The following is a 12,860-nucleotide window of genomic DNA, read 5'->3' as shown; positions in this document are numbered from 1 at the left end:
ACCCCGACCTCAACGCCGAGGAGCCCGCAATGGCCACCATCACCCACCGACCACTGTCCGATTCCACCGACTCGCTACTGCGCTTCGCACTCCGCGCCGACGCCACCCTCACCGGCGTCGCCGGACTGCTCATCGCCGCCACCGCCGGCCCGACGGCCTCGCTCACCGGACTCACCGGCGCGCAGACCTACGGCCTGGGCGCCGCCCTGGTGTTCTACGGCCTGATCGTCTACGCGCTGGCCGCGGTGGAGTCGCTGCGCGGCGTGGGCATCGGTGTCGCGATCGCCAACGTGGCGTGCACCGTCGCCGCCATCGCCGTGGTGGCCGCGGGCACGCTGTCGCTCACCCAGGCCGGCGTCGCCGTCACCTTCGCGATGGCCCTCTACACCGCCTTCTTCGGCGGACTGCAGTACCTCGGAGTGCGCCGCCTCTCGGCGTGACTCCCTCCCCGCCGGTGCGGGGCGCCGCCGCAAGAGGTTACGGCGCGCCGCCCCGCACCGGTCTTCACCCGATCACTCTGAAAGGAACTGTCATGACCGCAGTCTCGACCACCACGTCCGACTCCCTGCTCCGCTTCGCCATGCGCGCCGACGCCATCCCGGTCGGCGTCGTCGGCATCGTCTTCGCCGCCGCCGCACAGCCGCTGTCCCCGGTGCTGGGCCTGCCCGTCGCCGCCGCATACGGGCTGGCCGCGTTCTTCATCGCCTGGGGCGTCATCGTCACCTGGCTGGCCTCGCGGCCCGCCGTCCGCACCGCCGGCATCGGCGCCGCGATCGCCAACGTCATCTGCACCGTCGCGGCGGTCGCCGTGGTGCTGACCGACGTGTGGCCGCTCACGACGCTCGGCGTGGTGATGATGCTCGCCAGCGGCGTCTACACCGCGGTGTTCGCCGAACTGCAGTACGTCGGCGTCAAGCGCATCGCGGCCTGATCCACCCGACTTCGGCGCGCTCCCGTTCACTCACCGAACGCGAGCGCGCCGAAATCGTTGGGCGGTCAAAGCTTGCGCAGGCGCAGCCGGTTGATCTTGTGGTCGGCGTCCTTGCGCAGCACCAGCGTCGCCCGCGGCCTCGTCGGCAGGATGTTCTCGATGAGGTTGGGCCGGTTGATCGAATGCCAGATGTCGCGGGCGGCGAACACCGCCTGCTCGTCGGTCAGCGTCGAGTAGTGGTGGAAGTGCGACTTCGGATCGGCGAACGCGCCGGCCCGCATGTTGAGGAATCGCGAGATGTACCAGCCCTCGATGTCCTCGATGCGGGCGTCGACGTAGACCGAGAAGTCGAACAGGTCCGACACCATCAGCGCCGGGCCGGTCTGCAACACGTTGAGGCCCTCGAGGATCAGGATGTCGGGGTGCCGGATCAACTGCTTCTCGCCGGGCACGATGTCGTAGATCAGGTGCGAGTACACCGGCGCACACGCCTCGTCGGCGCCGGCCTTCACCGCCGTCACGAACCGCATCAGGCCCCTGCGGTCGTAACTCTCGGGAAAACCCTTGCGATGCATCAGGTTTCGCCGGTGCAGTTCGGCGTTGGGATACAGGAACCCGTCGGTGGTGACCAGGTCGACTCGGGCGTGGTTGCCCCAGCGGGCAAGTAGCGCCTGCAGCACACGCGCAGTGGTCGACTTGCCGACGGCCACACTGCCCGCGACGCCGATCACGAACGGCACCGGCCGGTCCGGATTCTGCTGCGGCTCGCCGAGGAATTCCGCGGTGGTGGCGAACAGTCGCTGCCGCGCGGCGACCTGCAGATGGATCAGCCGGGCCAGTGGCAGGTAGACCTCTTCGACCTCGAGCAGGTCGAGCTTCTCGCCGAGGCCGCGCAACTGCGCGACTTCCTGTTCCGTCAGCTTCAACGGCGTCGACATGCGCAGGTCGCGCCATTGACCCCGGTCGAATTCCACATACGGACTCGGCTCGCTCAGCCGCGGCATGGGGCCAGTCTTGCAGCACGCGCGCGACCCGGCAGAGCCTGGGTAGCGTTGACGGCCATGGAGGCCGACACGCTCATCCGTGAGTACCTGCTGCTGGGACTGCGCTTCGACCGCATCGAGGACGGCTACGTCGACTCGTTCACCGGCGATCCGGCTCTGCGCCGCGCCGTCGCCGACGAGCCCCCGCCCGACCCCGCCGACCTGGCCCGCCAGGCCCGACGCCTGCTCGCCGAGATCCCGCAGAGCGGGGGACTGGAACAGGCCCGCGCCGACTACCTGGCCGCCCATCTGCGCGCGCTCGACTGTGCGGGCCGCAAGTTCGCCGGCGAGCAGGTCGGCTTCGTCGACGAGGTCGAGGCCTACTTCGACGTGCGCATCGGCAAGGGCGACCCTTCCCGCTACGAGGCCGCCCACGCCAAGCTCGAGGAGGCGCTGCCCGGCGACGGCCCGCTGCCAGCCCGCGTGCATGCCCACCGCACCGCCAATGAGGTCCCGCCGGAGCGGCTCGAGGAGTGCATCTACGCGTTCTCCAGTGCCCTGCGCGACCGCGTGCGCGCCGACTTCCCGCTGCCCGACGCCGAGACCATCAACTACGAAGTGGTCACCGACAAGCCGTGGTCGGGCTTCAACTACTACCTCGGCAACTACACCTCGACCGTCGCGGTGAACGCCGACCTCAAGCAGCAGATGGCCAACCTGCCGCGACTCGTCGCCCACGAGTCCTACCCGGGCCACCACACCGAACACTGCCGCAAAGAATTCGGGTTGGTCGAGGGGCAGGGTCAGGTGGAGCAGACGATCTTCCTGGTGAACACTCCGCAGTGCCTGATGGCAGAGGGCCTGGCCGACCTGGCGCTGCACGCCGCGATCGGCTCCGGCTGGGGAGCGTGGGCGTCCGAGATCTATGCCGATCTTGGGCTGCGGTTCGACGGCCATCGGGCCCAGGCGGTGTCCGAGGCGACGGCCGCGCTGGCCGACGTCCGGCAGGACGCCGCGCTGATGCTCCACGACGAGCACCGCGACGTCGATGACGTCGTCGACTTCCTGCGGCACTGGCTGCTGGTCGACGACAAGCGCGCCCGGCAGACGCTGCGCTTCCTGTCGTCGCCGCTGTGGCGGGCCTACACGTCGACGTACGTGGAGGGCTACCGGTTGCTGCGGGGCTGGCTGGACGCCCGTCCCGCCGACGTCAGCCTCACCCAGCGGTTCGGCCGGCTGCTCGACGAGCCGCTGATCCCGTCGTCGCTGCGGGCCGCCTGACTTCTTCGCGTCGGCGCGCCGTCAACACATGTTGACGCGTGCGGGAGGACACGCTCTCCCGGCCAGGGACGGGTGTGGCGCGTGAAACACCCGCACGCCGAACGTGCGCCCATTGCGAGAAAGCCGCCCGAATCTCGCAGTGACCGCACGTTCGCGACGCGTGGGTGGCCGGTACCGGACTGACAGCCCGCCCGACTACCCTCGACACCATGACTGCAGATCCTCTGACCTCGTCGGCAGCTCCCGGAGCCGAGTACGCCGGAACCGCCAGCGCGGCCTACCGGTCGGCGCTCGAGGTCATCGAATCGGTCGAGCCCCGCATCGCGGCGGCCACCCGGCAGGAGCTCGCCGACCAGCGCGACTCGCTGAAGCTGATCGCCAGTGAGAACTACGCGTCGCCGGCCGTGCTGCTGACGATGGGCACCTGGCTGTCGGACAAGTACGCCGAGGGCACGATCGGCCACCGCTTCTACGCGGCCTGCCAGAACGTCGACACCGTCGAGTCCATCGCCGCCGAACACGCCCGCGAGCTGTTCGGCGCGCCCTACGCCTACGTCCAGCCGCACTCCGGCATCGACGCCAACCTGGTGGCGTTCTGGGCGATCCTCGCCACCCGGATCGAGGCCCCGGGGCTGGCCGAACTCGGCGCCAAGCACGTCAACGACCTGTCCGAGCAGGACTGGGAGAGCCTGCGCAACAAGCTCGGCAACCAGCGGCTGCTGGGCATGTCGCTGGACACCGGCGGCCACCTCACCCACGGCTTCCGGCCGAACATCTCCGGCAAGATGTTCCACCAGCGCAGCTACGGCACCGACCCCCAGACCGGCCTGATCGACTACTCCGCCGTCGCCGCCGCGGCGCGGGAGTTCAAGCCGCTGATCCTGGTCGCCGGCTACTCGGCCTACCCGCGGCGGGTGAACTTCGCGAAGATGCGCGAGATCGCCGACGAGGTCGGCGCGACGCTGCTGGTCGACATGGCGCACTTCGCCGGCCTGGTCGCAGGCAAGGTGTTCACCGGCGACGAGGACCCGGTGCCGCACGCCCACGTCACCACCACCACGACGCACAAGTCGCTGCGCGGACCGCGCGGCGGCATGGTGATGGCCACCGAGGAGTACGCGCCTGCCGTCGACAAGGGCTGCCCGATGGTGCTCGGCGGGCCGCTGAGCCACGTGATGGCGGCCAAGGCCGTCGCGCTGGCCGAGGCACGCCGCCCGGAGTTCCAGACCTACGCCCAGAACGTCGCCGACAACGCCAAGTCGCTGGCCGAGGGCTTCCTCAAGCGCGGCGCGAACCTGGTCACCGGCGGCACCGACAACCACATCGTGCTGCTGGACGTGCAGTCGTTCGGGCTCACCGGCCGCCAGGCGGAATCGGCGCTGCTCGACGCGGGCATCGTCACCAACCGCAACTCCATCCCGAATGACCCCAACGGGGCCTGGTACTCCAGCGGCATCCGGTTCGGCACACCGGCCCTGACCACGCGCGGCTTCGGCGCCGACGAGTTCGACCGGGTCGCCGAGCTGGTGGTCGAGGTGCTCAACAACACCACCCCGACGCAGGCATCGTCCGGTCTGTCGAAGGCGAAGTACACGATCGCCGACGGCACGGCCGCGCGGGTGCATGCCGCGTCGGCCGACATGCTGGCGGCCAACCCGCTGTATCCGGGCCTGACGCTCTAGCCGCGACGCGCGGACGTGGGAATTTTACGATTCCCACAGGATTGGGTTAATGTAACCCCATGGCACAGATACCTGTCCCTAACGCGTTCCTGCTCGAGCTGGAGCCCGTGGTCAGCCAGGAGTTCCGTCGGCACATCGACACCGAGGACGTCTGGTACGGACACGATTACGTGCCGTTCGACCAGGGCGAGAACTTCGCCTTCCTCGGCGGCCGCGACTGGGACCCGTCACAGGTCACGCTGCCCAAGCACGTGACCGACGCGGTCGAGATCCTGCTCATCACCAAGGACAACCTCGCCGGATACCACCGCGAGATGGTGTTCAACTTCATCCTGCAGGACAAGTGGGGACGCTGGATCGGCCGCTGGACCGCCGAGGAGCACCTGCACGCCGTCGCGCTGCGCAACTACCTCGTGGTGACCCGCGAGGTGGATCCGACGGCGAACGAGGACGTGCGCGTCGAGCATGTGATGAAGGGCTACCGCGCCGAGGGCCACTCGCAGATCGAGACGCTGGTGTTCATGTCGCTCTTCGAGCGGGCGCACGCGGTGTTCACCCGCAACCTCGAGGCGCAGACCGACGAGCCGGTGCTCAAGGGCCTGATCGGCCGCATCGCCGCCGACGAGGAACGCCACGAGGAGTTCTTCTCGAACCTGGTCGCCTACTGCCTGGGATCGATGCGCGACGAGACCATCCCCGCGATCGCGCGCATCGCCGGCGAGATGGACGTCGTCGGCGGTGACATCGACGCCTACCAGGACAAGGTGGCGCAGGTGGCCGAGGCGGGCATCTTCGACAAGGCGACCCTGCGCAAGGTCATCGCCGACCGCATCTCGGCGTGGGGTGTGGCCGACGAGCCGAGCCTCGCGCAGTTCACCCAGGCGTAACCCGGCGGGCAACCGACACGCGGCGCGCCGAAAGGCACGGATGCCGTTGCGGGAGTAGCGTCGCAGTCGATGGCTAGCGACATGCTCTGCTATCCGGGCGGTACCCGATGAGAGGGCCGGCCCCGGTCCTGGGACCGCAGTGTCCGCCGAGAGGTTCGTGCGGGGCCGCGCGGACTCGAGGAGCGCCACGTGACTGATTCCTCCACCCGGACCTACGTGCTCGACACGTCCGTTCTGCTGTCCGATCCGTGGGCGGCGACGCGATTCGCCGAGCATGAAGTGGTCGTCCCGCTGATCGTGATAAGCGAACTGGAGGCCAAACGCCATCACCACGAGCTGGGCTGGTTCGCCCGCCAGGCGCTGCGGATGTTCGACGACCTCCGGCTGGAACACGGACGCCTCGATCAGCCGATTCCGGTTGGGACACAGGGCGGCACGCTGCACATCGAGCTCAACCACAGTGATCCTGCGGTACTGCCCGCGGGCTTCCGCACCGACAGCAACGACTCGCGGATCCTGACCTGTGCGGCCAATCTCGCCGCCGAGGGCAAGCGGGTCACGTTGGTGACCAAGGACATTCCGCTGCGTGTGAAGGCGGGCGCGGTGGGCCTGGCGGCCGACGAGTACCACGCCCAGGATGTCGTCACCTCCGGCTGGACCGGGATGACCGAGCTCGACGTCACCGCCGAGGAGATCGACACGCTCTTCTCCGACGGCGAGATCGACCTGACCGCGGCGCGAGATCTGCCGTGCCACACCGGTATCCGGCTGATCGGCGGCACGTCGAGCGCGCTCGGGCGGGTCAACGCGGCCAAGCGGGTCCAGTTGGTGCGCGGTGACCGCGAGGTGTTCGGGTTGCGTGGCCGCTCCGCCGAGCAGCGCGTCGCCCTCGACCTGCTGCTCGACGAGTCGGTGGGCATCGTCTCGCTGGGCGGCAAGGCGGGCACCGGCAAGTCGGCGCTGGCACTGTGCGCGGGCCTGGAAGCGGTGCTGGAGAGGCGCACTCAGCGCAAGGTCGTGGTGTTCCGTCCGCTCTACGCCGTCGGCGGGCAGGATCTGGGCTACCTGCCGGGCAGTGAGAGCGAGAAGATGGGCCCGTGGGCGCAGGCCGTCTTCGACACGCTCGAAGGCCTGGCGAGCCCCGCGGTGCTCGAGGAGGTGCTCTCGCGCGGGATGCTCGAGGTGCTGCCGCTGACCCACATCCGCGGGCGTTCGCTGCACGACTCCTTCGTGATCGTCGACGAGGCGCAGTCGCTGGAGCGCAACGTGCTGCTGACCGTGCTGTCCCGCCTCGGCGCCGGGTCGCGGGTGGTGCTCACCCACGACGTCGCCCAGCGCGACAACCTGCGTGTCGGCCGGCACGACGGCGTGGCCGCGGTGATCGAGAAGCTCAAGGGTCACCCGCTGTTCGCCCACATCACGCTGCTACGCAGCGAGCGCTCGCCGATCGCTGCGCTGGTCACCGAGATGCTGGAGGAGTTCAGCCCCGGCGCCCTGCCATGACCTAGCGATTTCGGCGCGCTTTCGTTCGGTGGGCGAACGAACGGGAGCGCGCCGAAATCGCGGTGCTCTTGACACGTTGACACAGAAGCCTAGTCTTTGTGTCAACGTGTCGAGGGGAGTCGTCATGACCAAAGCAATGACAGCGCGGGTACCTGACGTGGCGGAGGACGCGACGGTTCGGCCGTGGGTGATGCGGCAGTTCCGCAAGCACAGCGGCAGCGTGCTCACCGGCGTCTTCGGCGCGGCGGCCTTCGACGAAGTCGCGCTGGTGCCGGTCGCCGCAGCCGTCGACCGGACCGGCCGCTTCGAGAGCAACTTCGCCGATCGCGGTGTGCGCAGCGGCTTCTCGGCGCTGCTGGCGATCTGGGGTGATCCCGCCGACCGGGAAGCGGAGGGTGAGCGCCTCAAGACGATGCACCGGGAGGTGCGCGGCCGCGGCAAGGGCGAGTTCGCCGACACCCGCTACAGCGCACTCAACCCCGACCTGTGGAACTGGATCGCGGTCAGCGGCATCTTCATCACCCTGAACTCGTTCACCCCGGCCACGGGCATCGCGCTGAACCCGGCCGAACGCGAAGCCGCCTACCAGCAGCTCCTCGAGGCGTTCAGGTCGATCGAACTGCCGGGAAAGGCCGGCCGGCTCCCTGCCACCCACGCCGACGCGGTGAGCTACTACGACCGGATGGTGGCGACCGAACTCGCGGCCAACCCGTTCCTCGATCGCGTCGTAGACAACCTCACCCGGTTGCCGCTGCCGACGCTTCTCCTGCCGCCGCCACTGCGGGCCGGGCTGACGCCGCTGTGGGCTGCCGTCCGGCCGGTCGCCGGGCGCGTGATCAAGGTGTGCTCGTTCGGCATCATGCATCCTGGCGTCCGCGAGCTCACCGGCTTCGACTGGCAGTCCCGCCACGACGCCGAGTTCGCCGTGTACACCCGGGTGCTGCAACTGATCTGGCGCACCCTGCCCGACCGGCTGCTGCTGATCCCGCTGGCCTACAACCGGCTGCAGTACGAGAAGCTGGTCCGGCTGCACCGCTCGGTGTCCCTCGACTCGTTCGGGCCGCCGAGCGGATGCCCCGTCGGGTGACACACTGGTGACGATGGCCCGTTCGCGCAGCACCGCCACCCCTTCCGAGCAGGAGGACGCGATCCTCAAGGCCGCCGCGGAAGAGGTGGCGCTCGTCGGCATCGGCCGCGCCAGCATGGACGTCGTCGCCCGACAGGCCGGTGTCAGCCGCAGCACGCTGTACCGGCGCTTCCCGAGCCGCGACCTGCTGATCACCGAACTCGGCAGGCGCACATTCGAGGCCGCGATGGTCCGGCTGCGCACGGTCGGCATCGACTCCGGGCCCAAAGACGTTGCGGTCGCGGCCTTCTGCGAGGGGTTGCGGCTGATGAGCACCGAACCCGTCATCCAGCGTTTTCTGCAACCCGACGCGGAGATGACCTCGGTGGCCGGCGTCTACGCCGAGGCCGTCACCTTCCTCACCAGCGCGTCCACCGCGATGGCCAAGGCACTGCGCGCGTCGGGTGCCACGATGCCCGACGCCGATCTGCAGGCCGTCGCCGAACTGCACATCCGGCTGGCCTGCTCGCTGGCCCAGGTGCCGACGCCCGCCCTCGACATCCGCGACGATGACGCCGTGCGCGCCTACGCCCAGCGGTTCCTGGTGCCCCTGGTCTGGTGAGGGGTTGAGCCGCGGCGCGACGGGTATGGCAGGACCATGGCTACACGTGTCGTGATCACCGGTGCCAGCGGCAACGTCGGCACTGCTCTGTTGACCGCCCTCGCCGAAGCCGGCGGCTACGACGTCACCGGCATCGCCCGCAGGCGACCGCCCGACTCCGGCATCTACCGCTCGGCGACATGGCATCAGGTCGACCTCGCCGAGAAGGATGCCACGCTGCGGCTGCAGCCGATCGTCAAGGACGCCGACTGCGTGGTGCATCTGGCGTGGGGCTTCCAACCGACCCGCAATATCGAGTACCTCGAGGCCCTCGGCGTGGGCGGCACCCGGTCCGTGCTGGCCGCCGCGGACGCCGCCGGTGTCGGTCACCTGCTGCACATGTCGTCGGTCGGGACCTACGCGCCCGGCCGCTACGGCCAGTACGTCGACGAGTCGTGGTCAACCGCGGGCGTCCCGTCGTCGGCCTACAGCCGGCACAAGTCCGCCGCCGAGGCCCTGCTCGACGGCTACGAGAAGCACAATCCGGACGGTGTGACCATCACCCGGATGCGGCCCGGCTTCATCGTGCAGCGCGACGCCGCCGGCGGCCTGCGCCGCTATTCCCTGCCGGCGTTCATCGAGCCGAGCTGGCTGCGGTTCCTACCCGTGCTGCCGCTCGACCGTTCGCTGGTGGTGCCGATCGTGCACGCCTCGGATGTCGCCGCGGCGTATGTCGCTGCCATCGACCGCCGCGCCGCGGGCGCGTTCAACCTGGCGGCCGAGCCGCCGGTGCGCCGCGACGACGTCGCCGAAGCGCTGGGCGCCAAGCCGGTGCACGTCCCGTCGGGTCTGCTGCGCACCGCCGTCGCGCTGAGCTGGCGGGCGCGCCTGCAGCCGATCGACGAGGGCTGGCTCGACCTGTCGTTCACCGTGCCGCTGCTCGACACCACCCGCGCGCGAACCGAACTCGACTGGACGCCGCGCTACTCGTCGGCCGAGGCGATGGCCGACATGGGCGACGGCTTCCTTCACGGTGGGCAGACGGAGAGTCCGGTGCTTGAGTATCGGTCGATGCTGGCCAACCTGCGGCGCGACCTGACCCGCGGCCCGATCACCGACCGCCGCGTCCCCTAGCGATTTCGGCGCGGAAACGTTCGCTCCGTGAACGTGAGCGCGCCGAAATCGCGTTGGGTGGGCTCAGTCGCCGTCCTTGACCTTCGCCATCGCCAGCACGTCGAGGCGCTTGTCGAGCTCCTCGAGTGACAGCTTGTCGCCGATCAGGCCGCGGTCGATGACCGTCTGGCGGATCGTCTTCTTCTCCTTGAGCGCTTCCTTGGCGACCTTGGCCGCCTCCTCGTAGCCGATCGCGGAGTTCAACGGCGTCACGATCGACGGCGACGACTCGGCCTGCTCGCGGATGTGGTCCTCGTTGGCGACTAGGCCGTCGACGCACCGCTCGGCGAACAGCCGCGACACGTTGGTCAGCAGCTTGAACGACTCCAGCAGGTTGCGGGCCATCATCGGGATGTAGACGTTGAGCTCGAACGCGCCGGACAACCCGCCGACGGCGATGGCCGCGTCGTTGCCGATGACCTGCGCGGCGACCTGCGTGACCGCCTCGGGCAGAACGGGATTGACCTTGCCGGGCATGATCGAGCTGCCCGGCTGCAGGTCGGGCAGCTGGATCTCGCCGAGCCCCGTCAGCGGACCGGAGCCCATCCAGCGGATGTCGTTGGCGATCTTGGTCAGCGACACCGCGATGGTCTTCAACGCGCCGGACGCCTCGACCAGCCCGTCGCGGGCGGCCTGCGCCTCGAAAGAGTCCTTGGCCGTGGTCAGTTCGGCCACCCCGGTCTGGTCCACCAGCACCTCGACGACCTTGGGGCCGAATCCGTCGGGTGCGTTGAGTCCGGTGCCGACGGCGGTGCCGCCGATCGCCAGTTCGCCGAGACGGGGCAGCGTCGCCTTGACGCGTTCGATGCCGGCCTCGATCTGGCGGGCGTAGCCGCCGAACTCCTGGCCGAGTGTCACCGGCACCGCGTCCATCAGGTGCGTGCGGCCGGACTTGACCGCCGTGCGCCACTGTCGCGCCTTGCCGGCCAGCGACTCGTGCAGCACCTCGAGTGCCGGGATCAGGTGCCGCACAGCGGCTTCGGTCGCAGCGATGTGCGTGGCGGTCGGGAAGGTGTCGTTGGACGACTGCGACATGTTGACGTGGTCGTTCGGGTGCACCGTGACGCCGTTCTGCGCGGCGATGCTCGCGATCACCTCGTTGGTGTTCATGTTGGAGCTGGTGCCCGACCCGGTCTGGAACACGTCGATCGGGAACTGGTCGTCATGGCGGCCGTCGGCGATCTCAGCGGCGGCGGCGATGATCGCGTCGGCCTTGTCCGGGTCGAGCAGCCCGAGATCCTTGTTCACCTGCGCGCAGGCGCCCTTGAGCAGCCCCAGCGCCCGGATCTGGGTGCGCTCCAGGCCGCGGCCCGAGATCGGGAAGTTCTCCACGGCGCGCTGGGTCTGCGCACGCCAGAGCGCGTCGATCGGCACCCGGACTTCGCCCATGGTGTCGTGCTCGATGCGGTACTCGACGTCTTTGTCGGCCATTGTGTGATGTGTCCCTTGGGTTGTCGGAGTTCTTACGGCAGGGGATAGGCGGCGGTGCTGTCGCCGGTGAAGTCGACAGCGGAGTACTCGTTGAGCTTGGACAGCCGGTGGTACGCCTCGATCATGCGGACGGTGCCGGACTTGCTGCGCATCACGATCGACTGGGTGGTGCAGCCGCCGCCGGAGTACCGCACACCCTGCAGCAGGTCACCGTCGGTGACGCCGGTGGCGCAGAAGAACACGTTCTCCCCGGACACCAGGTCCTCGGTCTTCAGGACGCGGTCGACGTCGTGTCCGGCGTCGACGGCCTTCTGCCGTTCCGCGTCGTCGGTCGGCGCCAGCTGGGCGTGGATGGCGCCGCCCATACAGCGGATCGCCGCCGCGGTGATGATGCCCTCGGGCGTGCCGCCGATACCGGCGAGCATGTCGGTGCCGGAGCCGGGCCGGCACGCCGAGATCGCGCCCGCGACGTCGCCGTCGGAGATCAGCCGGATGCGTGCCCCCGCGGCCCGGACGTCGGCGATCAGCTGTTCGTGCCGCGGCCGGTCCAGGATGCACACCGTGACGTCGCGCACCGACAGCCCCTTGACCTTGGCGACCGAGCGGACGTTCTCGCCGATCGGCGCGGTGATGTCGATGGCGTCGACGGCGTCGGGCCCGACGGCGATCTTGTTCATGTAAAAGACGGCCGACGGGTCGAACATCGCGCCGCGCTCGGCCACCGCGAGCACCGAGATCGCGTTCGGCATGCCCTTGCTCATCAGCGTGGTGCCGTCGACCGGGTCGACGGCGAAGTCGCAGTCCGGGCCGTCGCCGTTGCCGACCTCCTCGCCGTTGTAGAGCATCGGCGCGTTGTCCTTCTCGCCCTCGCCGATGACGACGACGCCGCGCATGGACACCGAGTTGACCAGCTCGCGCATCGCGTCGACGGCCGCGCCGTCGCCGCCTTCCTTGTCGCCGCGGCCCACCCAGCGGCCCGCCGCCATGGCACCGGCCTCGGTGACGCGGACGAGTTCGAGGGCGAGGTTGCGGTCGGGGGCCTCTCGGCGGCGATCAGGCATGCGGTGATTGTCCCAGAAGGGGATGCACCGGTGGGAGCTGGGATACTGGCAGCTATGACGCAGCCGCAGCCCGCTCCCAAGGAGCCGAAGTCACGGCTGCTCCACGACGGCCGGGACATGTTCTGGTCGATAGGCCCACTGGTGCTGGCGTGCGTCGTGCTGGCCGGTGTGCTGGGCATGTGTTCGTTCGCGCCCGCCGGGCCGGGCGAGGGCCGCGTACCGAACTTCGACGCGCCCGCCGCGCTGCGCGCCGACGCCGAC

At 69.5% G+C, this 12,860-nt stretch carries 13 protein-coding genes; 10 read left to right on the top strand and 3 right to left on the bottom strand.

Annotated elements, in window-relative coordinates:
• Positions 1-29 precede the first annotated feature (29 nt).
• Positions 30-440: a hypothetical protein gene (locus tag Q2100_RS05760; RefSeq protein ID WP_302913204.1), complete on the top strand. Its 411-nt coding sequence runs from the start codon at positions 30-32 to the stop codon at positions 438-440.
• Positions 441-532: 92 nt separating this feature from the next.
• A complete protein-coding gene (locus Q2100_RS05755) occupies positions 533-931 on the top strand; it encodes a hypothetical protein (protein WP_302913203.1) in 399 nt (132 codons plus the stop codon).
• Positions 932-996: 65 nt separating this feature from the next.
• On the opposite strand, the gene coaA is transcribed toward Q2100_RS05755, so the two are convergent.
• Positions 997-1,935: a type I pantothenate kinase gene (gene coaA, locus Q2100_RS05750; protein ID WP_264012781.1), complete on the bottom strand. Its 939-nt coding sequence runs from the start codon at positions 1,933-1,935 to the stop codon at positions 997-999.
• A gap of 57 nt (positions 1,936-1,992) precedes the next feature.
• Between coaA and Q2100_RS05745 the strand changes: the two genes are divergently transcribed.
• The 7 genes from Q2100_RS05745 to Q2100_RS05715 all read left to right on the top strand — a co-directional run bounded on the left by Q2100_RS05745 (position 1,993) and on the right by Q2100_RS05715 (position 10,068).
• Complete coding sequence (locus Q2100_RS05745) at positions 1,993-3,195, top strand: DUF885 domain-containing protein (RefSeq protein ID WP_302913202.1); 1,203 nt, start codon at positions 1,993-1,995, stop codon at positions 3,193-3,195.
• A gap of 209 nt (positions 3,196-3,404) precedes the next feature.
• Complete coding sequence (locus Q2100_RS05740) at positions 3,405-4,877, top strand: glycine hydroxymethyltransferase (protein WP_302913201.1); 1,473 nt, start codon at positions 3,405-3,407, stop codon at positions 4,875-4,877.
• A 59-nt stretch (positions 4,878-4,936) separates the two neighbouring features.
• Positions 4,937-5,764 carry an acyl-ACP desaturase gene (locus Q2100_RS05735; RefSeq protein ID WP_302913200.1) on the top strand — a complete coding sequence of 276 codons (828 nt, stop codon included), beginning with the start codon at positions 4,937-4,939 and terminating at the stop codon, positions 5,762-5,764.
• 189 nt (positions 5,765-5,953) lie between these two features.
• On the top strand, positions 5,954-7,267 hold the full coding sequence (locus Q2100_RS05730; protein WP_264012777.1) for an RNA 5'-3' helicase PhoH2: 1,314 nt from the start codon (positions 5,954-5,956) through the stop codon (positions 7,265-7,267).
• 136 nt (positions 7,268-7,403) lie between these two features.
• Positions 7,404-8,354: an oxygenase MpaB family protein gene (locus Q2100_RS05725; RefSeq protein WP_407667583.1), complete on the top strand. Its 951-nt coding sequence runs from the start codon at positions 7,404-7,406 to the stop codon at positions 8,352-8,354.
• Positions 8,355-8,367: 13 nt separating this feature from the next.
• Positions 8,368-8,955 carry a TetR/AcrR family transcriptional regulator gene (locus Q2100_RS05720; protein WP_302913198.1) on the top strand — a complete coding sequence of 196 codons (588 nt, stop codon included), beginning with the start codon at positions 8,368-8,370 and terminating at the stop codon, positions 8,953-8,955.
• 36 nt (positions 8,956-8,991) lie between these two features.
• Positions 8,992-10,068 (top strand): NAD-dependent epimerase/dehydratase family protein, encoded by a 1,077-nt coding sequence (locus Q2100_RS05715; RefSeq protein ID WP_302913197.1) that lies wholly within the window; start codon positions 8,992-8,994, stop codon positions 10,066-10,068.
• Positions 10,069-10,131: 63 nt separating this feature from the next.
• Here the strand turns inward: Q2100_RS05715 and Q2100_RS05710 are convergent, their stop codons facing one another.
• Both Q2100_RS05710 and glpX read right to left on the bottom strand, forming a co-directional pair.
• The gene (locus tag Q2100_RS05710) at positions 10,132-11,538 is read right to left on the bottom strand and encodes a class II fumarate hydratase (RefSeq protein WP_302913196.1); all 1,407 of its coding nucleotides are present in this window, start codon (positions 11,536-11,538) and stop codon (positions 10,132-10,134) included.
• A gap of 32 nt (positions 11,539-11,570) precedes the next feature.
• On the bottom strand, positions 11,571-12,599 hold the full coding sequence (glpX, locus tag Q2100_RS05705) for a class II fructose-bisphosphatase (protein WP_264012772.1): 1,029 nt from the start codon (positions 12,597-12,599) through the stop codon (positions 11,571-11,573).
• Positions 12,600-12,653: 54 nt separating this feature from the next.
• On the opposite strand from glpX, the gene Q2100_RS05700 reads away from it, so the two are divergent.
• A partial coding sequence (locus Q2100_RS05700; RefSeq protein WP_302913195.1) for a DUF4245 family protein occupies positions 12,654-12,860 on the top strand: 207 nt, incomplete at its 3' end.

Origin of the sequence: Mycolicibacterium arseniciresistens (assembly GCF_030519285.1) — a bacterium.
Taxonomy (GTDB): Bacteria; Actinomycetota; Actinomycetes; order Mycobacteriales; family Mycobacteriaceae; genus Mycobacterium; species Mycobacterium arseniciresistens.
Note: the sequence above shows the minus strand (reverse complement) of the source record. Positions and strands in the feature narration are given on the sequence as shown.

Excerpts from the sequence above, each read along its gene's own strand:
- Q2100_RS05760 (WP_302913204.1), top strand. The coding sequence starts at position 30 with ATGGCCACCATCACCCACCGACCACTGTCCGATTCCACCGACTCGCTA.
- Q2100_RS05755 (WP_302913203.1), top strand. The coding sequence starts at position 533 with ATGACCGCAGTCTCGACCACCACGTCCGACTCCCTGCTCCGCTTCGCC.
- coaA (WP_264012781.1), bottom strand. The coding sequence starts at position 1,935 with ATGCCGCGGCTGAGCGAGCCGAGTCCGTATGTGGAATTCGACCGGGGT.
- Q2100_RS05745 (WP_302913202.1), top strand. The coding sequence starts at position 1,993 with ATGGAGGCCGACACGCTCATCCGTGAGTACCTGCTGCTGGGACTGCGC.
- Q2100_RS05740 (WP_302913201.1), top strand. The coding sequence starts at position 3,405 with ATGACTGCAGATCCTCTGACCTCGTCGGCAGCTCCCGGAGCCGAGTAC.
- Q2100_RS05735 (WP_302913200.1), top strand. The coding sequence starts at position 4,937 with ATGGCACAGATACCTGTCCCTAACGCGTTCCTGCTCGAGCTGGAGCCC.
- Q2100_RS05725 (WP_407667583.1), top strand. The coding sequence starts at position 7,404 with ATGACAGCGCGGGTACCTGACGTGGCGGAGGACGCGACGGTTCGGCCG.
- Q2100_RS05720 (WP_302913198.1), top strand. The coding sequence starts at position 8,368 with ATGGCCCGTTCGCGCAGCACCGCCACCCCTTCCGAGCAGGAGGACGCG.
- Q2100_RS05715 (WP_302913197.1), top strand. The coding sequence starts at position 8,992 with ATGGCTACACGTGTCGTGATCACCGGTGCCAGCGGCAACGTCGGCACT.
- Q2100_RS05710 (WP_302913196.1), bottom strand. The coding sequence starts at position 11,538 with ATGGCCGACAAAGACGTCGAGTACCGCATCGAGCACGACACCATGGGC.
- glpX (WP_264012772.1), bottom strand. The coding sequence starts at position 12,599 with ATGCCTGATCGCCGCCGAGAGGCCCCCGACCGCAACCTCGCCCTCGAA.